At 55.5% G+C, this 22,485-nt stretch carries 18 protein-coding genes; 13 read left to right on the plus strand and 5 right to left on the minus strand.

Translation table 11 applies throughout. From position 1 onward, the window contains the following. Positions 1 to 168: 168 nt before the first annotated feature. On the minus strand, positions 169 to 2,391 hold the full coding sequence (locus tag JT718_RS09395) for a TonB-dependent receptor (protein WP_205502035.1): 2,223 nt from the start codon (positions 2,389 to 2,391) through the stop codon (positions 169 to 171). Positions 2,392 to 2,483: 92 nt separating this feature from the next. Continuing rightward, positions 2,484 to 2,918 carry a hypothetical protein gene (locus JT718_RS09400; RefSeq protein WP_205502037.1) on the minus strand — a complete coding sequence of 145 codons (435 nt, stop codon included), beginning with the start codon at positions 2,916 to 2,918 and terminating at the stop codon, positions 2,484 to 2,486. Between the two features lie 330 nt (positions 2,919 to 3,248). Between JT718_RS09400 and mraZ the strand changes: the two genes are divergently transcribed. From mraZ to ftsZ, 13 genes are all read left to right on the plus strand, one after another. Further along, the gene (mraZ, locus tag JT718_RS09405) at positions 3,249 to 3,716 is read left to right on the plus strand and encodes a division/cell wall cluster transcriptional repressor MraZ (RefSeq protein ID WP_205502039.1); all 468 of its coding nucleotides are present in this window, start codon (positions 3,249 to 3,251) and stop codon (positions 3,714 to 3,716) included. A gap of 6 nt (positions 3,717 to 3,722) precedes the next feature. After that, positions 3,723 to 4,646, plus strand: a complete 924-nt coding sequence (gene rsmH, locus JT718_RS09410; RefSeq protein WP_205502041.1) for a 16S rRNA (cytosine(1402)-N(4))-methyltransferase RsmH — start codon at positions 3,723 to 3,725, stop codon at positions 4,644 to 4,646. 41 nt (positions 4,647 to 4,687) lie between these two features. Next, positions 4,688 to 5,128, plus strand: a complete 441-nt coding sequence (locus tag JT718_RS09415) for an FtsL-like putative cell division protein (protein WP_205502043.1) — start codon at positions 4,688 to 4,690, stop codon at positions 5,126 to 5,128. Beyond that, positions 5,118 to 7,271, plus strand: coding sequence for a PASTA domain-containing penicillin-binding protein (locus JT718_RS09420; RefSeq protein WP_205502045.1), 2,154 nt, complete (start codon positions 5,118 to 5,120; stop codon positions 7,269 to 7,271). Before JT718_RS09415 ends, JT718_RS09420 begins: the two co-directional genes overlap by 11 nt. Next, positions 7,210 to 8,673 (plus strand): UDP-N-acetylmuramoyl-L-alanyl-D-glutamate--2,6-diaminopimelate ligase, encoded by a 1,464-nt coding sequence (locus JT718_RS09425; protein ID WP_205502048.1) that lies wholly within the window; start codon positions 7,210 to 7,212, stop codon positions 8,671 to 8,673. Before JT718_RS09420 ends, JT718_RS09425 begins: the two co-directional genes overlap by 62 nt. Before the next feature lie 79 nt (positions 8,674 to 8,752). Further along, positions 8,753 to 9,970, plus strand: a complete 1,218-nt coding sequence (gene mraY / locus JT718_RS09430; protein WP_205502050.1) for a phospho-N-acetylmuramoyl-pentapeptide-transferase — start codon at positions 8,753 to 8,755, stop codon at positions 9,968 to 9,970. 236 nt (positions 9,971 to 10,206) lie between these two features. After that, entirely contained in the window at positions 10,207 to 11,556 is a 1,350-nt protein-coding gene (gene murD, locus JT718_RS09435) for a UDP-N-acetylmuramoyl-L-alanine--D-glutamate ligase (RefSeq protein WP_205502052.1), read from the plus strand. After that, entirely contained in the window at positions 11,553 to 12,719 is a 1,167-nt protein-coding gene (locus JT718_RS09440; protein ID WP_205502053.1) for an FtsW/RodA/SpoVE family cell cycle protein, read from the plus strand. The genes murD and JT718_RS09440 overlap by 4 nt, the downstream gene beginning before the upstream one ends. Next, the gene (murG, locus tag JT718_RS09445) at positions 12,712 to 13,818 is read left to right on the plus strand and encodes an undecaprenyldiphospho-muramoylpentapeptide beta-N-acetylglucosaminyltransferase (RefSeq protein ID WP_205502055.1); all 1,107 of its coding nucleotides are present in this window, start codon (positions 12,712 to 12,714) and stop codon (positions 13,816 to 13,818) included. Before JT718_RS09440 ends, murG begins: the two co-directional genes overlap by 8 nt. After that, on the plus strand, positions 13,815 to 15,224 hold the full coding sequence (murC, locus tag JT718_RS09450; protein WP_205502057.1) for a UDP-N-acetylmuramate--L-alanine ligase: 1,410 nt from the start codon (positions 13,815 to 13,817) through the stop codon (positions 15,222 to 15,224). Before murG ends, murC begins: the two co-directional genes overlap by 4 nt. Next, entirely contained in the window at positions 15,211 to 15,972 is a 762-nt protein-coding gene (locus tag JT718_RS09455) for a cell division protein FtsQ/DivIB (RefSeq protein ID WP_205502058.1), read from the plus strand. The genes murC and JT718_RS09455 overlap by 14 nt, the downstream gene beginning before the upstream one ends. An 8-nt stretch (positions 15,973 to 15,980) precedes the next feature. After that, positions 15,981 to 17,312: a cell division protein FtsA gene (ftsA, locus tag JT718_RS09460; protein ID WP_205502060.1), complete on the plus strand. Its 1,332-nt coding sequence runs from the start codon at positions 15,981 to 15,983 to the stop codon at positions 17,310 to 17,312. Positions 17,313 to 17,335: 23 nt separating this feature from the next. Then, positions 17,336 to 18,844, plus strand: a complete 1,509-nt coding sequence (gene ftsZ, locus JT718_RS09465) for a cell division protein FtsZ (RefSeq protein ID WP_205502062.1) — start codon at positions 17,336 to 17,338, stop codon at positions 18,842 to 18,844. 111 nt (positions 18,845 to 18,955) lie between these two features. On the opposite strand, the gene JT718_RS09470 is transcribed toward ftsZ, so the two are convergent. The 3 genes from JT718_RS09470 to JT718_RS09480 all read right to left on the minus strand — a co-directional run bounded on the left by JT718_RS09470 (position 18,956) and on the right by JT718_RS09480 (position 22,478). After that, a complete protein-coding gene (locus JT718_RS09470) occupies positions 18,956 to 19,480 on the minus strand; it encodes an NADPH-dependent FMN reductase (protein WP_205502063.1) in 525 nt (174 codons plus the stop codon). Positions 19,481 to 19,667: 187 nt separating this feature from the next. After that, entirely contained in the window at positions 19,668 to 20,420 is a 753-nt protein-coding gene (locus tag JT718_RS09475; protein WP_205502065.1) for a succinate dehydrogenase/fumarate reductase iron-sulfur subunit, read from the minus strand. Positions 20,421 to 20,564: 144 nt separating this feature from the next. Continuing rightward, the gene (locus JT718_RS09480; RefSeq protein WP_205502067.1) at positions 20,565 to 22,478 is read right to left on the minus strand and encodes a fumarate reductase/succinate dehydrogenase flavoprotein subunit; all 1,914 of its coding nucleotides are present in this window, start codon (positions 22,476 to 22,478) and stop codon (positions 20,565 to 20,567) included. Positions 22,479 to 22,485: the final 7 nt, after the last annotated feature.

A 22,485-nucleotide genomic window follows, 5' to 3' on the forward strand; every position in this document is an offset into this window, starting at 1 on the left:
TTGGGTTGGGGTTAATGGTATTGGTTAAAAGTTAATTTCTGTTTTAAAGCAGTTTTGCCAAAATCAGGCCAAAATGGGTTGGTTGTTGATTGTTCATTGCTGATTGTTTGTTCTGAAATCAGATAGAATTTTGAAACCAGCAATCAACAATGAACAACCAGCAATCAATTATTTAATGGTAAACCGCATGCCGGCGTAGATCACGCGCCCAATCACCGGAGCCCACACCATGCTGGCGTCAAACTCCTGGCTGAACGGCCGGTCGGCGGCAATAATGGGGTTGTCCTGCCGGTAGTTGAGCAGGTTCTCGCCGCCCAGGTACACCTCCCAACGTTTAAAGGCGCGGGTGATCTGTCCATTAAACACCGCGTAGGGGTGAACAGTTCGGGTTTTGATGGGGGCGGTGTGTTGATCCATGTCGTGTTCCATCACGGGCACGGTTCGGGTGCCGAACCACTGCGTGGTCAGGTCGGCGCGCCATTTGTCAAAGGGCGTCGCGAAGCCCAGGTTCAGGAATGCCCGGTGGTTCGGGATAAAAGGCCGCTGCAGCAGTTGTCCGTTGTAGGTGGTGCGCACGTCAAAGTACTTGTAGGCCGCCTTCACGTCCAGCATGGAGGTGAGCTCATACTGCAGCTCGGCCTGGAAACTCTTGGAGAACGAGCGGCCGTTGAGGTTGGTGAACACCACCTGGTAGGGGCTGCTGTACATATCGGGCACCACCTGGTTCTGGAACGTGGTATAGTAGTAGTCGGTGATGAAGGCGCCTTTGCGTTCGCCCACCTCAAAGTACTGCGTGAAGCTTCCGCCCAGGTTCCAGGCTTTCTCGGGCTGCAGGTTGTTCTGGAAGAAGAAGGCCCGGTTGCTGATGAGCGAAGCCACGTTCTCGGCAATGGGGTTGGCCACCCTGAAGCCTTTGCCGGCCGCCAGGCGCAGGATGGTGTTGGGCGTAAAGTCATATTTCACGTTAAACCGGGGCGTGTACACCCAGCCGTACAGGTTGTGGTGATCGGCCCGCAGGCCCCCCACCAGGGTAAGGTTGGTGCTGTTTTGGTACACATATTCAAAAAACGCCCCCGGAACGCGCTCCCTGCGGCTCAGCCTCTGGCCCGCCAGTACTTCCTGGTAGTCTTCGTATTGGTAGCTTAAACCGGCCTTGTAGGTGTGGGCGGTGTTGCCGAACGCCGACTGGAAGATCAGGTTGGCCAGACCGCTGTTCTGGTGCCCGTCATAGGTCCGCACGCCGTAGTGCGAGTCAAACTGGTGGCGGGCCCCCGACAAAATCAACCCGATGCTCTGGTAAGGCTTGTTCTTGAACGTGTAGGAAGTTTTGGAGTACGCGCTGAAGCGGTCGGTCTCCGACTCAGTGCCATAAAAACTGCCCTCGCGCTGGGGCATGCCCGCGCGGTAGCCCACCTGCCCGCCGGTGCGGGTTTCGCGCAGCGCCTGAATGCCCAGCTCGGCCACCCACTGCTTGCCCGTGTTGTATTTCCATTTGTTGAACACGTTGTAGTGCTTGCCCAGGGGCAGGTCCAGGAAGCCGTCGTCATTACCGTCTACCCGGTTGCTGATCTGGTCGGTGTGCAGCATGAGCACGGTGCTCAGTTTGGGGGTAAGCGTAAACGAGGTGTTGAGGTTGGCGTCCCATTTGGCCAGGCTGTTGCCATATAAGTTCACGTACAAACGATCCGATTTCTCGGGGTCTTTCAACCGCACATTCACCTGACCCGAGATAGACTCATAGCCGTTCAGCACCGAGCCGGTGCCTTTGATGATGTCAATGGCATCAATGTACGTGCCCGACAGGTAGTTCAGGCGGTAAGGAGTAGCCAGACCCCGCAGCGAGGGTACGTTGTCGGTGGTCATGAGCGTGTAGGAACCGTCCAGCCCCAGCATCTGGATCTGCTTGGCCCCGGAAACCGCATCGGAGGTGGACACTTCCACCGAGGCGTTGGTCTCAAAGCTCTCGGCCAGGTTGCAGCACGCCGATTTGGTCAGGTCCTTGGCCGTGATTACCTGTGAGTTGGTGGGCGTAAGGGCCGAGTAGCGGTCTTGTTTGCCGGTTACGGTTACTTCCTGCAGCGCCGTAACGGCTTTGAGCCGCACCACCACGTTTTCCAGGCCTTGTACCTGCACGGTATCGGTTTTGTAGCCAATGTAGCTGACCAGCAGGGCGGTTTGCCCGGCGGGGGCGGGTTTCAGGGAGAAGAAGCCGTTGGCATCGGTGCTGGTGGCCTGGGTGGTGCCCAGCCAGAGCACCGAGGCGCCAATCAAAGGGGTAGCGTTGGTTTGGTCCAGCACGCGGCCGGAAAGAGTCTGGGCCCATCCGGCAGCCGGAGTGAGGAGCACCAAGAGAGCCAATGCCCAGAAAGCACGACTTTTATAAGAAGACATTGTGTAGTTGCATTTAGGTATAACATCTTTTCTAAGCAAGCAGAAGCGCAGGGAAAGCTGCTTCAACGCTGGTGAGCGAAGAGACGGGTAGCCTAAATGTTAAGGATGTGCAGGCGGTGCAGAAGTTCTTTGCCCGCCAGCGGGGGGGAACTGTCTGAATACAGCGGCCAGGTGGTGGCCGGGGCCGCGGTGGGAACAAGTGGGAGAAGGAAGGAGCTCACCAGCATTGGCGGCAGGGCCACCAGTTCCACCTTGTCATACGTCAGCAGGGACTCAACGTCCAGCTTGTGGTGCGTGGTGGAAACCGAGCAGCATTTCTCCTTGCCTACTTTGGCGGCAGCCTCTGGGCAGGCGGGCTTTTGCTTTTTGGAGCAGCAGCCCATGTCGGCCATTTTCTTGGCAGCGGAGGGGGCAGCGGTCATGCCCAACATGGCGCAGAAACGCTGAGTTGCGGCCACGCCTACCGAGCCGGTAAGCAGGCTGAACGCCAGGATCAGGAGCACAATTGGTCTGGTTTTCCACTGCATGCTGCAAAGTTACGGAATTTTGCTCCACTTTCCACCACTTCTGCTCCACAACCCCTTTCTGCCGCTTAAAAGAGTGTATTTATGGGGTTAAGTGTTTGATATACAGATAATTGGTTAAGTGTTCACGGGTTATTTAGCAAATATTTCTGAAAGGTTTTCCAAAAGTTATCCCAAGGTGGGGGAGGAAAAATGTGGATAATGTGCATAAGTGGGGTGGATAACCATGATTTATCCACAAAGTGGGAAAAAGTGGGAAACCGTGGTTGACTTTGCTTCCCCCTTTAGTACTTTTGTTTTGTACCAAAGACTGTTGTCACTGCCCGCACCGTCATGAACTTCCTCTCCGGCGAATATGAGTGTAAGCTAGACCCGAAGGGACGGTTGGTGCTGCCTGCTAAAATCAAGGCCAACCTGCCTGATGAGTGCGGCAACCAGGTGGTGCTGACTCGTGGATTTGAACCCTGCCTGGTGCTGTACCCCAGAACCGAGTGGAAAGCCATCTACGACAAAGTGGCCAGTCTGAACGAGTTCAATGAGGAGTACCGACACTTTCAGCGGAACTTCTTCAGGGGCAACACCGAGATTGAACTAGATGGGGCCGGGCGTTTCATCTTGCCGCGTACCATGGTGCGCTACGCCGAGATTGAGAAAGAAGCCATTGTGGTAGGTTTGGGGAACCGGGTGGAAATCTGGAACCCCGAGAAGTACGACGAATTTTTAATTAAAGACCAACAGAATTTCTCCCAATTGGCGCAGAAGTTCCTCGGAGACCAACCGAGTGGAGTAACCTTAGACTAAACGCCCATGCAGTACCACCAGCCCGTTTTGCTACAGGAATCGGTAGATGCGTTGGCCATTAAACCCGGCGGCATTTACGTAGACGTTACCTTTGGCGGTGGCGGCCACTCTGCGTACATCTTAGAGAAAATGCAGGGCGGGCAACTCTATTCCTTTGACCAGGACACCGACGCCGAGAAGCAATCTGAGAGGCTCATCTCAGATAAATTCACGTTCGTAAAGGCCAATTTCCGGTACCTCAAAAAATACCTGCGCCTGTACGGCGTGCGGCAGGTAGACGGCATTCTGGCCGACCTGGGCGTTTCTTCCCACCAGTTCAACACCGCCGAGCGCGGCTTCTCCACCCGTTTTGATGGCCCCCTGGACATGCGCATGGACAAAGAAAGTCCGGTGACGGCGCAGCAGGTGGTCATGGAGTACTCAGAGGAACAGCTGCACAAAATCTTTGGCCTGTACGGCGAGGTGAAGAACGCCAAGACGCTGGCAAGAGAGCTGGTGTCGGCGCGCAACGTGCAGCCCATTGAGACCATCGCAGACTTTAAGCAGGCCATTGCCGGCTGTACCCCCAAGGGAAAAGAGAACAAGTACCTGGCCCAGGTGTTCCAGGCGCTCCGCATTGAGGTGAACGATGAACTCAAAGCCCTAGAGGAAATGCTGGAGCAGGCCGTGGAGGTGCTAAAGCCCGGCGGAAGACTGTCGGTGATTTCCTACCACTCCCTGGAAGACCGCCTGGTGAAGAACTACATCGCCAAGGGCAAGTTCTTCGGGGAGGTGGAGAAAGACTTCTTCGGGAACGAGATCAAGCCCCTGGATTCGGTGACGCGCAAGCCCATTGTGCCCAGCGCCCAGGAGCTGCAGGAGAATAACCGCTCCCGCAGCGCCAAGCTGCGGGTGGCCGAGAAGAGAAAGACGCAGGAATCGTCAAAATAAGCAGGAAAGAAGGGAAAGGGATACTTTTTACGATTTTAGTTATGGCAGTCAATACTGTACGTCCGCAAGTGAATCGGCCTAAGGCAAACACCGTACGGGTGGTGCCCCAGGCAGAGCAGCCGCGTCCGGCCAAACCGCCGCGTCAGAAAGGCACCAGTCTGTTTGAGCTGCTGGACCGCTATACCAAGGTAGACTGGTTCTTCGCCGAGGGTCTTCCGGTGCGCTACCTGCCCAAGGTGTTGTTCCTGATGGTGGTGGTGCTCTTCTACATTGGCAACACGCACTACGCCGAGCGCACCCTGCGGCAGATTGACAAAACCAAGGCCGAGACCGAAGACCTGCGGGCCGACTACACCACCCTGAAATCTGATTACATGGAAGCCAGTAAACAGTCTGAGGTAGCCCGCAACGTGGCTCCCTACGGCATTGTTGAAAGCTCCACGCCACCCATTCAAGTAGTTCTCAAGAAAGATGAATATTAAGAGGTCCATCGTCACGCGAGTGCGGGTGGCCTTTCTGGCTATCTGTCTTTTTGCGTTCGCCATTATCTACAAGGTAGGCTACATCCAACTCAAGGATGGGGACCGCTGGCGCGAGATCGCCAATGAGAAGCGGTTCCACTACCAGCCGGTGTTTGCCACCCGCGGCAACATCTACTCCAACGATGACCGCATCATGGCCACGTCATTGCCGTTCTACCGCGTGGCGTTTGACCCTACCATCTCCCCAGACAATGTGTTCGCCAAGGGCATTGACTCGCTGGCCATTCACCTTTCGCGCTTCTACGGCGACCGTTCTGCCGAGCACTACAAGCGCAAGATCAAGAACGCCCGCAGTGCCGGGCGCAAGTACGTGCGCCTGAACAGCCGCCTCATCAACTACCAGGACAAGAAAATGATGGCCAAGTGGCCCATCTTCCGGGCCGGGAAGAACCGAGGTGGCGTAATCTTTGAAAAGCTGGACCGCCGGTTCCTGCCGTTCGGGTCGCTGGCGCGCCGTACCATTGGGTTTATCAACGAAGACAAGAAAGGCGCAGGCCTGGAGTACAGCTTTAACCGGCACCTGGCCGGCAAAGACGGCGAAGCCCTGTATGAGCGCATGGCGGGCGGCAACAAGCCCATCAACGACGGTACCGAGGTGAAGCCCATGCCGGGGTTTGACATCCAGACCACCATTGACATTAACCTGCAGGACGTGGCCGAGAGCGCCCTGAGAAGAGTGCTGACCCTCAATGATGCCCACCACGGCTGCGTGATCCTGATGGAGGTAAGCACCGGACACATCAAGGCCATTGCCAACCTGGGCAAAGCCGGCGAGGGCGTGTACGTGGAGGATTACAACTACGCCGTGGGGAACCAGGGCCGCACCGAGCCGGGCTCCACCTTTAAGCTGGCCTCCATGATGGCCCTGCTGGAGGAAACCGACATGAAGCTCACCGACACCGTAGATACCGGCGTGGGCTCTGAGCGCATTGGCGGAGCCGTGAAAACCGATACACACGGGTATGGCAAGATCACCCTGCTGCAGGTGTTTGAGAAGTCTTCCAACGTGGGCGTGGCCAAGCTCATTCAGCAGACCTTTGAGAAGAACCCGCAGAAGTACGTAGACTACCTGCACAAATTCGGGCTGCACAAGCCGCTGGGTTTCCAGATGAACGGGGAGGCCGTGCCGTACATCAAAACCCCCAAAGACCGCAGCTGGAGCCGTCCGTCGCTCTCCACCATGTCCATCGGGTATGAGCTGAAAATCTCCCCGTTGCAGACGCTGGCCTTTTACAACGCCGTGGCCAACAATGGCGTGAAAGTGCAGCCCATGATTGTGAAAAGCATCAAGCGCGCCGACCACGTGCTGGAGCAGTTTGAGACCAAGGTGCTGGACCCCAAGATCTGCTCAGACGAGACCCTGGCCCAGCTGAAGCAGATGATGGAAGGCGTGGTGGAAAACGGCACCGGTAAGAACGTGCGCAGCAAAGACTACAAGGTGGCCGGCAAGACCGGTACCGCCCGTAAGGTAATCAACGGCCAATACACCCGTAAGTACTCCACCTCGTTTGTGGGCTATTTTCCGGCAGACCGGCCCAAATACAGCTGCATCGTGATCATTGACAACCCGCAGAAGGGTGCCCAGTACGGCGGTGACGTGGCCGCACCGGTGTTTCGCGAGCTGGCCGACAAAGCCTACGCCCAGGATTTGGCCATCCATGCGCCCATGGTGCGGCGGCCTGCCGGGGTTAAACCCAAACTGCCGGTGTTGCACGCCGGAAACCAGGAAGAACTCACCATCCTTTGCAACAAGCTGGGCATCAGTGCCCACCCGCTCAGCCCCGAGGAGGACTGGGTGCGGGTAGATACCCAGACGCATTCGGTGGCGCTAAAACCGGTGCCGGTGAAAATGGGTCGGGTGCCCGACGTCACCGACATGACCCTGAAAGACGCCCTCTACCTGCTGGGCAACCACGGCCTCAAAGTACGGGCCATTGGGCTGGGGCGGGTAGAGAGCCAAAGCCTGCCGCCGGGAGAGCCGGTGGCCAAAGGATCCATCATTACCATTACACTAAGTAGACATGGCGCAACTAAAACACCTGGTTCAGGTACTCCAGTCAACGCAATTGCTCGGGCCCAGTAACCCCGAGCTTTCTGCGTTAACAATGGATTCTCGTCAGGCAGGGCCGGGCGTGGCTTTCTTTGCGATCAGGGGCACCCTGCGCGACGGGCACGATTTTATTGATGCCGCGGTGGCGCAGGGCGTTTCGGTGGTGTTTTGCGAAAAACTGCCCCAAAACGCCCCGGAGCAGGTGACCTTTGTGCAGGTGCCCAACGCCGCGGAGGCCATGGGCTACGTGGCCGCTGAGTTCTACGGCAATCCGTCTAAGAAACTGAAACTGGTGGGCGTGACCGGCACCAACGGCAAAACCACCTGCGTGACCCTGCTGCACAAGCTGTACCGTGACCTGGGCTACAATGCCGGGTTACTCTCTACCGTGCAGAACCAGATCAACGAGACCGTGATCCCGGCCTCGCACACCACCCCCGATGCCATTACGCTGCAGAGCCTGCTGGCGCAGATGGTGAAGGCCGGCTGTACCCACGCGTTTATGGAGGTGAGCTCCCACGCTCTGGTGCAGCACCGCGTCACGGGTGTGCAGTTCACCGGCGCCGTGTTCACCAACATTACCCACGACCACCTAGACTACCACGGCACCTTTGAAGAGTACATCCGGGCCAAGAAGCTGTTTTTTGACCATTTAGGCAAAAAAGCCTTCGCCCTGGTGAACGCCGATGACAAACGCGCCATGGTGATGCTGCAGAACACCAAAGCCACCAAATACACCTACGCCCTGCGCAAGGAAGCCGATTTCAAAGCCCGCTTGCTGGACAACTCCATTCAGGGTTTGCAGCTGGAGCTGGAAGGGCAGGAGGTTTGGTTCAGGCTGATTGGGACGTTCAACGCTTATAACCTCTTGGCCGTGTACGGCGCAGCTACCCTGTTGGGTGAGGACAAGCAGGAGGTGCTGGCCAGTCTTTCCAGCCTTACTTCGGCCGCCGGACGGTTCGACTATGTGGTGTCGCCCGGCAAGATCACCGGCATTGTGGACTACGCCCACACGCCAGACGCGCTGGAGAACGTGTTGCAGACCATCAGCCAGATCCGGAAGCCGGAGCAGAAGGTGATCACTGTGGTGGGCTGCGGCGGCAACCGCGATGCGGCCAAGCGCCCCGTAATGGCCGACATTGCCGCTCGTATGAGCGACCGCGTGATCCTGACCTCAGACAACCCGCGCGACGAAGATCCGCAGGAAATCCTGAACCAGATGCAGACCGGCGTGAAACAGACCGACCTGAAAAAGGCCTTGTCGGTGGTGGACCGGCGGGAGGCCATTAAAACCGCCGTGCTGCTGGCCGAGGCCGATGACATTATTCTGGTGGCGGGCAAAGGCCATGAAACCTACCAGGAAGTGAAGGGCGTGAGGTTGCCGTTTGACGACAAGCAGGTGCTGCAGGAATCGTTTGCCTTGCTGCAGAAGTAGGAAAAGCGCCTTTGAAGAATAGAAGTTGAATGGAAGCGGGCCTGGTTACAGGTCCTTTTCCCTCGATAAACAGAAACGAATGCTTTATTACCTTTTTGATTTTTTAGACAGACAATTTGACCTGTACGGCGCGGGCGTGATGCGCTACATCTCGTTCCGGGCGGGATTGGCGGCACTTTTGTCGCTGTTGATCGCCATGATCTTTGGCGGGCGCCTGATCCGGTTGCTGCAGCGCAAGCAAGTGGGCGAGTCTATCCGCGACCTGGGTCTGGAGGGGCAGCTGGAGAAGAAAGGCACGCCTACCATGGGCGGGCTCATCATCTTGCTGGCCATCTTGTTGCCTACCCTTTTGTTTGCCCGCCTCAACAACGTGTACATTATCCTGATGCTTGTGTCAACGGTTTGGCTGGGGGCCATCGGCTTTCTGGACGACTACATCAAGGTGTTTCGCAAGAACAAGGAAGGCTTGGCCGGTAAGTTCAAGGTGATGGGCCAGGTGGGCCTGGGCCTGATTGTGGGCCTCACGCTGTTTTTCTCAGAGGACGTAGTAGTGCGCCAATACCTCACGGCCAAGGGCCTGACCGCCATTGACGTGTCCAGCACTTTCACTGATGTGCGCAAAATGATTACCACGGTGCCTTTTACCAAGAACAACGAGCTGGACTACCACCAGTTCTTCAGCTTCGCGAGCCCGCTGCTGGGGTCGTACGCGCGGTTTCTGTACATCCCGTTGGTGATCATCATCATCACGGCGGTATCCAACGGCGCCAACATCACCGACGGCATTGACGGACTGGCGGCAGGAACTTCGGCCATCATCGGGACTACGTTGGCGGTGTTCGCCTGGGTGTCGGGTAACTCCATCTTCGCCGATTACTTTGATATCATGTACATCCCCAACACCGGCGAGCTGGTGATATTCTGTACCGCCTTTGTGGGGGCCTGCGTGGGCTTTTTGTGGTACAACTCCTACCCGGCGCAGGTGTTCATGGGCGATACGGGCAGCTTGTCTATTGGCGGAATCATAGCCGTTTTAGCCCTGATTTTAAGAAAAGAGCTCTTAATCCCCATCCTGTGCGGCATTTTCCTGGTGGAGAACCTCTCGGTGATGCTGCAGGTGAGCTACTTCAAATACACCAAGAAGAAATACGGGGAGGGCCGACGCATCTTCAAGATGTCACCACTGCACCACCACTATCAGAAACTGGGCTACCATGAATCCAAGATCGTGTCAAGGTTCTGGACGGTGGGCATCATGCTGGCTATTCTGACGCTGGTAACCTTGAAGTTGAGATAACCGGTTTGGGCCTGATTTATAGAAATCAGGCCCAAAACAGACCCGCCGCTGTCATCCTGAAAGGATCTTGTGGGCAAACTGGAAGGACAGTTGTGATTGCGCCACTACCGTTCGCGACCAAGATCCTTTCAGGATGACAGAAAGAAAAGCTCAGAGTAGGAGAGGGTAGGAGGAAATGATTTAGGATTCTGTTTTAGAAAAGACGCTTACTACAAGATTGAATTAAAAAATAAGCAATGCAGAAAATAGCCATACTAGGAGCAGGGGAGAGCGGCGTGGGAGCAGCCTTGTTGGCGCAGGCCAAGGGCTATGACGTGTTCGTCTCAGACCGCGGTTCCATTGCCGAGAAGTACCGGCAGCAACTGACTCAGGCGCAGATCTCTTTTGAGGAAGGCACGCATACGCTGGAGCAGATCTATGCCGCCCAGGAAATCATCAAGAGTCCGGGCATTCCGGATAAGGCACCGGTCATCCAGGGTGCGGTGGAAAGAAACATCCCCGTGATCTCGGAGATTGAGTTTGCGGGGCGGTACGCCTCGGGCAAGTTCATCTGCATCACGGGCACCAACGGCAAAACCACCACTACGCTCTTGACTTACCACCTGTTGAAAAGTGCGGGCCTGAACGTGGCGCTGGCCGGAAACGTGGGCGAAAGCCTGGCTGGCAAGGTGCTGGAAGGCGGCTATGACTACTACGTGGTGGAGCTGAGCAGCTTCCAGTTGGACAACATGTACCAGTTCAGGGCGCACGTGGGCATTCTGCTGAACATCACCCCCGACCACCTGGACCGCTACGAGTATCAGATGGAAAAATATGCCGCCTCCAAGTTCCGGATTGCGCAGAACATGACCGCTGGCGATTTCTTCCTGTTCAACCAGGACGATGCCGAAATCCAGAAGTACCGGGCTTTGCACGAAGTACCAGGAACGCCGCTAGCGTTCGGGTTGAAAGAGGCAGAAGGCTTGGCTCTGAAATTTGAAGGGCAAGCGATTCTGGCCTCTTTTTCAGGAAACACCACTAAAATAGATACCTCGGCTTCGCCGCTCATCGGGCAGCACAACCAATACAACACCATGGCTGCGGTTGGAGCTGCGTTGCTGGCAGGCATTGCGCCGAGCCAGATAGAAGAAGCCCTGGGCACGTTCCGGAACGCAGACCACCGCCTGCAACCAGTTGGGGAAATAGAGGGCGTTCGGTTCATCAATGACTCCAAGGCGACCAACGTGGAAGCGGTTTGGTATGCGCTGGACGGCATCAACGAACCCATTGTGTGGGTAGTGGGCGGTACCGATAAGGGCAATGACTATACTCCGTTGCTCCCCCTGGTGCGCCAGAAGGTGAAAGCCATTGTGTGCCTGGGCGTGGACAACAGCAAGATTTTGGCCGCTTTTTCAGATTTCGGCCCCAAAATGGTGGAGACCCAGGATGTGAACGAGGCGGTGCAACTGGCCAAAGATTTTGCCGAAGCCGGTGATGTGGTGCTGTTGTCGCCGGCCTGTGCCAGCTTTGACTTATTCAACAATTATGAACACCGGGGTAGGGCATTTGCCCAGGCAGTAGCCGCCCTTAAACCTACCGTAGCATGACACCTATCAAGAACTGGCTTCGCGACAATCTCAAAGGCGACCCGATTTTGTGGGGAATCGTCCTGTCTTTCGGGCTCATCAGTATTGCGGTGGTGTATTCGGCCACGGGTACGCTGGCGTATAAAAAGATGGGCGGTAACACCGAGTACTACCTGTTCAAACACTCCAGCCTGATTTTTATTGGTCTGGCTTTTGTGTGGCTGGCGCACAAAATCAATTACCGCTATTATGCCAAGCTTAGCTTACTGGCCCTGATTTTCTCGGTGCCGCTGTTGATTTATACCTACCTGAAAGGGTCTAACATCAACGAGGCTTCGCGTTGGCTCACCATTCCCATCATCAACCAGACCTTCCAGCCTTCGGATTTGGCGAAACTGGCCCTGATTTCTTATTTGGCCAGTATTCTGAGCAAGCGCCAGATGAACATTGAGTCCAAGCAGACCTTGATTCCGCTGTTCCTGTGGAGCGGGCTCATTTGCGGGCTCATTGCCATGAGTAACATCTCTACCGGTTTGCTCCTGTTTCTGACCTGTATCTTGCTCATGTTCATCGGGCGGGTGCCCATGAGACCCATCATGACCATGATTGCGGTGGGCGCCATCTTCGGAACCATTGCCTTGACCTTGGGACAGCGGATGGAAACAGCCATTAGCCGGATTGAGAACTTCATGGACAAAGACCAGACGGTGTTCCAGTTGGAGCAGTCGTACATCGCCATCGCCACCGGCGGGGTGTTGGGCAAGGGTCCGGGTAACTCAGACCAGCGCAACGTGTTGCCGCACCCGTACTCAGACTTTATCTACGCCATCATTATTGAGGAATACGGTATGGTGGGCGGCGCCGTGATTCTGTTCCTGTACCTGGCCTTCCTGTACCGGGGCATGATGGCGGTGACCAACAGTTTGGGGGCCTTTGGGGGCTTGCTCTCGGCGGGGCTTAGTTTCAGTCTGGTCATTCAGGCCATGGTAAACATGGGCGTGGCCGTGGGGTTGGGTCCCATTACCGGTCTGCCGTTGCCCCTGCTGAGTATGGGAGGTACCTCGCTGATTTTCACCGGTATCTCCATCGGAATTATTTTGAGCGTGAGCCGCAGTGAGCACGAGGCCAAACAAGCCTCGGCGCCGGCGGTGAACAAACCCGTAAATGTACCTGCGCATGCCTAACAAGGAGTACAGATTCATCATCAGCGGAGGCGGCACCGGCGGGCACATTTACCCGGCCATTGCCATTGCCAACGAGATCAAGCGCCTGCACCCCATGGCCGAGATCTTGTTTGTGGGGGCGCAGGGCCGCATGGAGATGACGCGCGTGCCCGAGGCCGGCTATAAAATTGTGGGCCTCTGGATCAGCGGTTTGCAGCGCCGGCTCACCATGGACAACCTGTCGTTCCCGCTGAAGGTGATTTCCAGCATCAGAAAATCGTACAAGATCATCAAAGACTTTAAGCCCGATGCCGTGGTGGGCGTGGGCGGTTACGCCAGCGGTCCTTTGCTGTACGCGGCCACCAAACTGCAGATTCCGTCCCTCATACAGGAGCAGAATTCGCACGCGGGCATTACCAACAAGCTGCTGGCCGACAAAGTGGACAAAGTCTGCGTGGCCTATGACAGCATGTACAAGTATTTCCCCAGCTCTAAGATTGTGCTCACCGGAAACCCCGTGCGGCGCGATATCACCCAGCTGGAGGGAAAGCGCGAAGAGGCCATGGCCCACTTCGGCCTAAACCCTAATCGGCTGACCTTTCTGGTAATTGGCGGAAGCCTGGGGGCCCGTACCTTGAACCAAAGCACCGAACTGGCCTTGCAGAAGATTCAGCAGGCGGGCTACAACCTCATCTGGCAAACGGGCAAAGTCTACTACCCAACCGCCGAAGCGGCAGTGAAAGGTTTTGCGGCCGACCAGATCAAAGCTTCTGATTTCATCAAACGGATGGACCTGGCCTACGCCGCCGCCGATGTGGTGATTTCCCGCGCCGGGGCGCTGTCTATCTCGGAGCTGTGCCTGGCTAAAAAGCCGTCAATTCTGGTGCCTTCGCCCAACGTGGCTGAAGACCACCAGACCAAAAACGCCATGGCACTGGTGCAAAAAGAAGCGGCCGTTTTAGTGAAAGACGCAGAAGCTGCCCAGCAACTTTGGGATGCCGCGTTTGCGTTGGCCAACGATCCGGCCAGGCAAGAAACACTGCGCGAGAACATCGGGCAGTTGGGAAGGCCGCAGGCCGCCGAGACCATTGTGCAGGAACTATTAAAACTGGTGAAATGAACCTGAGTCAGTACCGTCATATCTACTTTCTAGGGATCGGGGGCATTGGAATGAGCGCCCTGGCCCGTTGGTTTCTGGCCAAAGGCTTCGCTGTGGCCGGGTATGACCGTACGCCCACGCCGCTCACCCAAAAGTTAGGGGAGGAGGGAGCCGAGATCCACTTTGAAGATGACGTGGCGCTGATTCCGGCCCGTTTTCGGGAAAACAAGGCAGAAACGCTGGTGGTGCTGACCCCGGCCGTGCCGGCTGCCCATGCAGAGCGGCAATACCTGGAGCGGGAAGGTTTTACCATCATGAAGCGCTCGCAGGTGTTGGGTCTGCTTACCCAGGACCAGTACCTCATAGCGGTGGCGGGCACCCACGGCAAAACCACTACTTCTTCTATGGTGGCGCACCTGCTGCACCATGCCGGCGTTTCCACGTCGGCGTTCCTGGGCGGCATCTCCACCGATCTGGGTTCTAACTTGCTGTTGCCGCACCAGGAAGAAGACCGCGCCCTCTGCGTGGTGGAGGCCGATGAGTACGACCGTTCCTTCCTGACCCTGCACCCCGACCTGGCCATTGTGACCTCCACTGACCCTGATCACCTGGACATCTACGGCCAGAAGGAAGCGCTGGTGGAGTCGTTCCGTCAGTTTGTGGGTCAGATCAAACCCAACGGGTTCCTGCTCCTGAACCATACCGCCGACCAGACCATTGCCGAAGCGGTGCATCCCACGGTGACGGTCATCCGCTACGGGTTGGAAGGGGAGGAACTTACCGTGACAGACGTGCGAATTGCCGATGGGGCCATGAGATTTTCGGCCCGGGGCCGGAACTTCCAACTGCCCGAAACCGCTTTGCAGGTGCCGGGCTTCCACAACGTGGAGAACGTGCTGGCGGCAGCGCAGGCCGTGGCCTTGGTGGGCGTACCCGCCCAGAAAATCAAGGCCGGAATTGAGGAATATACCGGGGTAAAAAGAAGGTTTGAAAAGGTATTTATAACCGAAAATAAAGTATATTTAGATGATTATGCCCACCACCCCCGGGAGATAGAGGCATTCCTTCGTTCGGTTAGGGCGTTGTACCCGGGAAAAACGCTCAGAGTAATTTTTCAGCCCCATTTATTTACCCGCACCCGCGACTTTTTAGATGGATTTTCCCAAAGCCTGAGCATCGCAGATGACGTCTGGCTTTTAGATATCTACCCGGCCCGCGAGCTACCCCTTCCTGGCGTTACGTCAGCCTTGCTATTTGACCTGTTGCCCGGGCCAAGGAAACGGCTTTTGTCCAAGGAAGACGTGTTGCAGGAGCTAGGGAAAGATTTGGATTTTAATGTGTTAGCTACCGTAGGGGCAGGTGACATTGACACCCTGGTTCCGGAGATTAAAAACTTATTGGAGAAAAAGGGCCATGTTGTGGAATAGAAAGGTAAAAGCGCTTCTTTTTGCGGCTTTTTGTATAGGAGGATTTGTTTTTTTGGCAGGATTTTCTAAAGCAAAACAGGAGGAAAAAATATGCAAAAAAGTCAATATTAAAATTGATAATGAGTATAACAATTACTTTCTTAGTGAGTCGGAAGTGATGGCGTTGCTGACCCGAAATGGCAGTCGGCCGCTCGTGGGAATGAAAAAAGAAGAGATTGATCTCAAGCGGCTTGAAATGCGAATCAAATCGCATAAATTTGTAAAGCAAGCGGAGATCTCTCGTGATCTGGAGGGGAATATCAATGTCACGATACAGCAGAACCGGCCCATTGCCCGGCTGCTAAGCACTGAGAAGGACGTGTACCTGGATGAGGAAGGCAACCAGCTTCCCTTGTCTGCCCTGTACACGGCCCATGTCATTCCTGTGACAAACTCAATGGTGGCACCCTCCAGGGCTAACTCGTTTTTTCAGGACTCTGTGGGTTTGCCGTACCTGTCTTTGCTGCAGTACATTGAGCAAGACGACTTCTGGAGCGCCCAACTTGCCATGATGGACATTGACCAGAAAGGCAAAGTGAGTTTTTTGACACAGGTGGGAGACCAGCGGATAGAATTTGGAAAGCCGGTGCATGTGCCCGAGAAGTTCAGGAAGCTTTTCATTTTCTATAAAGAAGTGATGCCTGTGGCGGGCTGGGATAAATACAGCCGCATTAACATTGAATACAAGGATCAGATTATTTGTGAATAGGTATTGATATGACGAACGACAAAATTGTTGTAGGCTTAGATATTGGAACAACCAAGATTTGCGCGCTGGTAGGGAGAAAGAACGAGTACGGCAAGCTGGAGATCCTTGGCTTGGGCAAAGCGGTTTCTGAGGGAGTGGTGCGCGGCATGGTGAGCAACATTGATAAAACCGTGGAAGCCATCCGCAAGGCAATCAGGCAGGCAGAAGAACAGTCTGGCATTGACATTAAGGTGGTGAACGTGGGTATTGCCGGGCAGCATATCAAGAGCTTGCAGCACAACGGCAGCATCACCCGCACCTCTCTGGACAGCGAGATCACCGTGGAGGACGTGAACCGCCTTACCAATGACATGTACCGGCTGGTGACCCCGCCGGGCAGCGAGATCATCCACGTGATGCCGCAGGACTACAAAGTAGACTACGAAGACGGTATCATGGACCCCGTGGGCATGTCTGGCGTGCGGCTGGAGGGTAACTTCCACATCATCACCGCGCAATCCAACGCCGTGAACAACATCACCAAGTGTATCTCCCGGGCCGGATTAGAAATCGACCAGCTTATTCTGGAGCCCTTGGCATCCTGCATGTCGGTGCTGAGCGAGGAAGAGCGCGAAGCCGGCGTGGCCTTGATTGACATTGGCGGCGGTACCACAGATTTGGCTATTTTCAAAGACAATATTATCCGCCATACGGCGGTTCTACCTTTCGGGGGCAACATTATCACCTCAGACATCAAGCAGGGTTGCATGGTCATGCAGAACCAGGCCGAGCAACTGAAGGTGCGGTTTGGCAAAGCCATCGCCGACGAAGCCTCTGAGAATGAGATTGTTTCTATTCCCGGCTTGCGGGACCGGACCCCCAAGGAGATTTCCCTCAAGAACCTTGCTTTCATTATTGAGGCAAGAATGGAGGAAATTGTTGAACTCGTTTACTCAGAAATTGTTAGAAGCGGGTATGCCAACCAATTGGCGGCAGGCGTTGTGATCACCGGAGGCGGGGCGCAACTGCAGAACCTGGTGCAATTAGTAGAGTACTTGACAGGCCTTGATGCCCGTATCGGATACCCGAACGAGCATTTGGGTAAGAGCAAGATAGACTCTGTGAAGAGCCCCATGTATGCAACTACCGTTGGTTTAGTTTTGGCAGGTTACCAGGCCCTGGATGAGCGCATTAACCGCTACACCCAAATGGCCGCGAATAGCAACGTAGAGAACCGGGTGGTGAACGAAGTCAAACCAGTTCAGAAATCCAGCGGTGGCAGCGACTTCTTTAAGAGGATCTTTGAGCGCACCAAAGGCATGCTGATCGATGATTTTGACGATAAGCAACAAAACTATTAACGCGTAATTTCAGGAGAGATAACATGAGTGTTTCATCGTACAAGTTTGATGTGCCATCGCACTCTAAGTCCATCATCAAGGTGATTGGTGTGGGCGGCGGAGGAAGTAATGCCGTGAACCACATGTTCAACCAAGGCATTAAGGACGTGGAGTTTGTGGTGTGCAATACCGATGAACAAGCCTTGAAAAGCAGCAGCGTTCCTAACAAACTTCAGATTGGTACCAACCTTACTGAGGGACTGGGCGCGGGCGCTAACCCAGAGCGTGGCAAGCAGGCTGCCTTGGAAAGCAAAGAGGAGATCAGGGAGTTGCTGGGTGCCCATACCAAGATGGTGTTTATCACTGCTGGAATGGGAGGCGGAACCGGTACCGGTGCCGCTCCGGTCATTGCCAAGGTGGCCAAGGAACTGGACATTCTAACCGTGGGCATTGTAACGGCTCCTTTTGCCTTTGAGGGAAAAAAGAAACGTACCGCTGCCGATAACGGGATCAAGGAACTGAGCGACAACTGCGACACCGTTCTAGTTATCTTGAATGACCGGTTGCGTGAAATGTTCGGGAACCTGCCCATCCGGGCCGCGTTTGCCAAGGCAGATAACGTCTTAACCACCGCCGCCAAGAGTATTGCCGAGATTATCACGGTGACCTCAGACGTGAACGTGGACTTTGAAGACGTGAAAACGGTGATGAAGGACTCCGGCGTAGCCGTGATGGGATCTGCCATCACGGAAGGCGAGAACCGCGCCCTGCGCGCCGCCGAAGAGTCGCTGTCCTCACCGTTGCTGAACAACACCGACATCCACGGGGCCCAGAAAATCCTGCTTTCCATCATGTCCGGCGACCAGGCCGAACTGGAAATGGATGAACTAACCGAGATTACCGAGTACATCCAGGACAAAGCCGGCGATGAGGCTGAAGTAATCTTCGGGCACGGCATTGACTCTACGCTGGGCGCCAGCATCAGGGTAACCGTGATTGCTACGGGTTTTGCCCGCGAACTGATAACCTTGCCCCCCGCAAAAAAGCATATTGAGGCCGGAACACCCGTTGGAGCAACTGAGCCTCAGGCAGTAACTGTTGAAGTTACCGAGCCAGCCGCTCCAGTAGTTGCCGCTACGTACACCGTTACTCCGCCGGCTACCGCCACGCAGTTGGTGGCCAACGAGCCCGTGCGTACGCCAGCCCCAGTGGCCGAGACTCCGGTGAACAAAAAGGTGTTTGACCTGGAGGCCAATGAAATCCCTGCCGCCCCTGTGGAGGAAGAAATTTACTTTGCCCCTGAGGTGCAGGATACCCGGCACTCACTGCACGACAAAATGAGCGAGCGCCGCGAGCGCCTCCGCAGATTAAGCGCCGATGCCTATTCAGACGCCTCCATCAAGGAGAAACTGGAGGTGCCTGCATACCTGCGCAGAAACGTGCAATTGGAGAATGTGGCGCCTTCTGCCGAGCAGAAGATCTCCCGCTTCAACCTGAACGACGACAACGAACTTCTGGGAGACAACCGTTTCCTGCACGATAATGTAGACTAGCGTTTTAAGTCCGTTTCTAAAAAAGAAGCCCGAAAACAGATCTTGTTTTCGGGCTTCTTTTTTGGGAGTCCCTGATAAAAATGGAGCAGCAATGGTATGCTGGATGCATCTCTAAAAGACGAGCAGTTCCTCTATCTGTTCTTCCAGCAACTGCTTGTACAAGGGGTTGGTGAACTGACCTTCCTGCATGTGCTTGTGGATGTGCGGAAACCTGGGTTTCTGGGCCAGCACGTGCATACCGCAGTAGTGGAGCACATCGGTGAGGTGGCTCAGGGCAATGTTGCCACCCTGCCCCCCGGTAGACAACCCCACCAAGGCCCCTTTTTTGCGGCGCAGGGCCTCTGGGTACTCCAGCCCGTCAATGAAGGCTTTCAGCACGCCGGGATAGGAGCAGTTGTACTCGGGTACCACAAACACCATTTTGGCGGCCTGGGCCACCCGGCGGCGGAGGGACAGGAACTCCTGGGAGTACAGCTCACTTTTGTACAGGGTGGGGGAGGCAAAGTCCAGCGGAAGGTCCTGCAAGTCCAGTATCTCAGAGGCCTGTCCTCTTTGGGCAAGCAACTCTTGATACAGGGTGGCTACTTTGAGCGTGATGGAGTTGGGTCTGTTGGTGCCGGAAATTATTAAGATCATCAGGAACGCATTTACGCCAGTTCAACCGGTGAACGGGGGCTAAAGTTACGGGTATTTGGGTTACAACCTCAGCCCGAACCAGTAGCAACCCTCAGTTTTGAGGCTGAATTTCAGAAAAGGGCCCTAAAACAGAAAAGCGAAGCGTTCCTGGTGGAAGCTCCGCTTTTCTGTTGCAATGGGAATACACTTACACGTTCTCAGACGTGAAAGAGGCGTTGATGTACTCGCGGTTCAGCATGGCGATGTTCTCCAGGGAAATACCCACCGGGCACTCCGCCGCGCAGGAGCCAATGTTGGTACACGCGCCAAAGCCTTCTTTGTCCATCTGGGCCACCATGTTCTCCACGCGGGTCTTGCGCTCCACTTTTCCTTGCGGCAACAAGGCCAGCTGAGACACCTTGGCACTCACAAACAGCATGGCAGAACCATTCTTACAAGCCGCCACACAGGCGCCGCACTGGATGCAGGTTGCCGCGTCAAACGCCTTGTCGGCGATGGCTTTGGGAATTGGAATTTCGTTTGCGTCCGGAACACCGCCCGTATTTACGGAGATGTAACCACCCGCCTGCTGGATGCGGTCCATGGCCGAGCGGTCTACGCAAAGGTCTTTGAGTACCGGGAACGGGCCCGCTCTCCAGGGCTCAATGGTGATGGTGTCGCCGTCGCTGAATTTACGCATGTGCAGCTGGCAAGTGGTGGTGCCACGCTCCGGCCCGTGGGCCCGACCGTTGATGTACAAGCTGCACATACCGCAGATACCTTCGCGGCAGTCGTGGTCAAACGCCACCGGGTCAATGCCCTGGCGGAGAAGATCTTCGTTGAGCACGTCCATCATCTCCAGGAAAGACATTTCCGGGGATATATCTTTTACTTGGTAGGTCTCCATTTTACCTGCTGATTGGAAGTTCTTCTGTCTCCAAACTTTCAGCGTCAGGTTCATTGGTTTGCTGTTAGGATTATTACCAGCCATTATCTTTCTAATTAAGAATTGAGAATTTAGAATTAGGAATTGAAGAAAGAATTGGCTTGCAGTAGTTCACTGGTTTTGCCAAGTTATTCTTAATTCCTAATTCTTAATTATTCATTATTTATAGCTTCGCTGCGTCAGTTTCACGTTCTCAAACTTCAGCTCCTCTTTGTGCAGCATGGGCTGTTGGTTTTCACCGGTATATTGCCAGGCAGCTACGTAGGTGTAGTTCTCGTCGTCACGAAGGGCTTCGTTCTCAGGGGTCTGGTACTCCTCACGGAAGTGGCCGCCGCAGGACTCATTGCGGTTAAGGGCGTCATCTACCATCAGTTCGCCCAGTTCCAGGAAGTCTGCCACACGGCCGGCTTTCTCCAGCGTGATGTTCAGCTCCTCATTCACGCCCACAATCTTCACGTTTTTCCAGAACTCGTCGCGCAGTTTTCTGATTTCCTGCTTGGCGAACTGCAGCCCCTCGGCGTTACGGGCCATGCCGCAGTAATCCCACATGATCTGGCCCAGGGCCTTGTGGAATTCATCTACGGTGCGGTTTCCGTTAATGCTCAACAGGCGGTCCACATCGGCGCGCAGTTTTGCTTCGGCTTCCTGGAAGGCAGGGTGCGTGGTCTCCACGCGGGTAGCCGGCATTTGGGCCAGGTAATCGCCAATGGTGTACGGAATCACGAAGTAACCGTCGGCCAGGCCTTGCATCAGGGCCGAGGCACCCAGGCGGTTGGCGCCGTGGTCAGAGAAGTTACACTCCCCGGTGGCGTACAGACCTGGAACGGTAGTCATGAGGTTGTAGTCTACCCACAGACCGCCCATGGTGTAATGCACCGCCGGGTAAATGCGCATGGGTTGCGTGTACGGGTTCTCACCGGTGATCTTCTCGTACATCTCAAACAGGTTGCCGTATTTCTGGCTAATTTTGTCCAAGCCTTCGCGTTTGATGGCATCGGCGAAGTCAAGGTAAACGGCCAGCTTGGTGGTTCCTACGCCGCGTCCTTCATCGCACACCAGCTTGGCGTTGCGGGAAGCCACGTCGCGCGGTACCAGGTTGCCGAAGGACGGATACTTGCGCTCCAGGAAGTAGTCGCGCTCGTTTTCGGGGATGTCCTGCGGGGCACGGTTGTCGCCCACGGCTTTGGGTACCCAAACGCGTCCGTCGTTGCGGAGCGACTCAGACATCAGGGTCAGTTTTGACTGGTAACCGCCCGATACCGGAATACAGGTTGGGTGAATCTGGGTGAAGCACGGGTTAGCGAACAGTGCTCCTTTTTTGTAGGCTCTCCAGGCGGCCGTGGCGTTGGAACCCATGGCGTTGGTGGACAGGAAGAACACGTTGCCGTATCCGCCGGTGGCCAGGATCACCGCGTGTGCGCTGTGCGACTCAATCTTACCGGTGATCAGGTGGCGGGTTACAATACCCCGCGCCTTGCCGTCTACCATCACCAGGTCCAGCATCTCGGTGCGTGGGTACATCTTCACCTTGCCGTAGGCAATCTGGCGGTTCAGGGCAGAGTAGGCACCCAGCAGCAACTGCTGTCCGGTTTGGCCCCGGGCGTAGAATGTGCGGCTTACCTGCGCCCCCCCGAAGGAACGGTTGGCCAGCAATCCGCCGTACTCCCGCGCAAAAGGAACGCCTTGCGCCACGCACTGGTCTATGATGTTCACACTCACCTGGGCCAGGCGGTACACGTTGGCCTCACGGGCGCGGTAGTCACCTCCTTTGATGGTGTCATAGAACAGGCGGTACACGCTGTCCCCGTCGTTCTGGTAGTTCTTGGCGGCGTTGATACCTCCCTGGGCAGCGATGGAGTGCGCGCGGCGCGGGCTGTCCTGGTAGCAGAACGCTTTTACGTTGTAGCCCAGCTCGGCCAGGGTGGCGGCGGCAGAAGCACCGGCCAGACCGGTACCCACTACAATAATGTCGTATTTACGTTTGTTGGCTGGGTTCACCAGCTTCACATTGAATTTATGCTTGTCCCATTTCTCGGCTAATGGGCCCTCGGGAATTTTTGAATCTAGAATCATATTGATC

The organism is Rufibacter psychrotolerans (assembly GCF_016924645.1).
In the GTDB taxonomy this organism is placed as follows: domain Bacteria; phylum Bacteroidota; class Bacteroidia; order Cytophagales; family Hymenobacteraceae; genus Nibribacter; species Nibribacter psychrotolerans.

What these genes read in the sequence shown, in the direction of transcription:
- ftsZ (WP_205502062.1), top strand. Translation starts at nt 17,336, where the DNA reads ATGAGTGTTTCATCGTACAAGTTTGATGTGCCATCGCACTCTAAGTCC.
- murC (WP_205502057.1), top strand. Translation starts at nt 13,815, where the DNA reads ATGAACCTGAGTCAGTACCGTCATATCTACTTTCTAGGGATCGGGGGC.
- ftsA (WP_205502060.1), top strand. Translation starts at nt 15,981, where the DNA reads ATGACGAACGACAAAATTGTTGTAGGCTTAGATATTGGAACAACCAAG.
- rsmH (WP_205502041.1), top strand. Translation starts at nt 3,723, where the DNA reads ATGCAGTACCACCAGCCCGTTTTGCTACAGGAATCGGTAGATGCGTTG.
- murD (WP_205502052.1), top strand. Translation starts at nt 10,207, where the DNA reads ATGCAGAAAATAGCCATACTAGGAGCAGGGGAGAGCGGCGTGGGAGCA.
- murG (WP_205502055.1), top strand. Translation starts at nt 12,712, where the DNA reads ATGCCTAACAAGGAGTACAGATTCATCATCAGCGGAGGCGGCACCGGC.
- JT718_RS09400 (WP_205502037.1), bottom strand. Translation starts at nt 2,918, where the DNA reads ATGCAGTGGAAAACCAGACCAATTGTGCTCCTGATCCTGGCGTTCAGC.
- JT718_RS09395 (WP_205502035.1), bottom strand. Translation starts at nt 2,391, where the DNA reads ATGTCTTCTTATAAAAGTCGTGCTTTCTGGGCATTGGCTCTCTTGGTG.
- JT718_RS09470 (WP_205502063.1), bottom strand. Translation starts at nt 19,480, where the DNA reads ATGATCTTAATAATTTCCGGCACCAACAGACCCAACTCCATCACGCTC.
- mraY (WP_205502050.1), top strand. Translation starts at nt 8,753, where the DNA reads ATGCTTTATTACCTTTTTGATTTTTTAGACAGACAATTTGACCTGTAC.
- JT718_RS09415 (WP_205502043.1), top strand. Translation starts at nt 4,688, where the DNA reads ATGGCAGTCAATACTGTACGTCCGCAAGTGAATCGGCCTAAGGCAAAC.
- JT718_RS09425 (WP_205502048.1), top strand. Translation starts at nt 7,210, where the DNA reads ATGGCGCAACTAAAACACCTGGTTCAGGTACTCCAGTCAACGCAATTG.
- mraZ (WP_205502039.1), top strand. Translation starts at nt 3,249, where the DNA reads ATGAACTTCCTCTCCGGCGAATATGAGTGTAAGCTAGACCCGAAGGGA.
- JT718_RS09455 (WP_205502058.1), top strand. Translation starts at nt 15,211, where the DNA reads ATGTTGTGGAATAGAAAGGTAAAAGCGCTTCTTTTTGCGGCTTTTTGT.
- JT718_RS09480 (WP_205502067.1), bottom strand. Translation starts at nt 22,478, where the DNA reads ATGATTCTAGATTCAAAAATTCCCGAGGGCCCATTAGCCGAGAAATGG.
- JT718_RS09420 (WP_205502045.1), top strand. Translation starts at nt 5,118, where the DNA reads ATGAATATTAAGAGGTCCATCGTCACGCGAGTGCGGGTGGCCTTTCTG.
- JT718_RS09475 (WP_205502065.1), bottom strand. Translation starts at nt 20,420, where the DNA reads ATGAACCTGACGCTGAAAGTTTGGAGACAGAAGAACTTCCAATCAGCA.
- JT718_RS09440 (WP_205502053.1), top strand. Translation starts at nt 11,553, where the DNA reads ATGACACCTATCAAGAACTGGCTTCGCGACAATCTCAAAGGCGACCCG.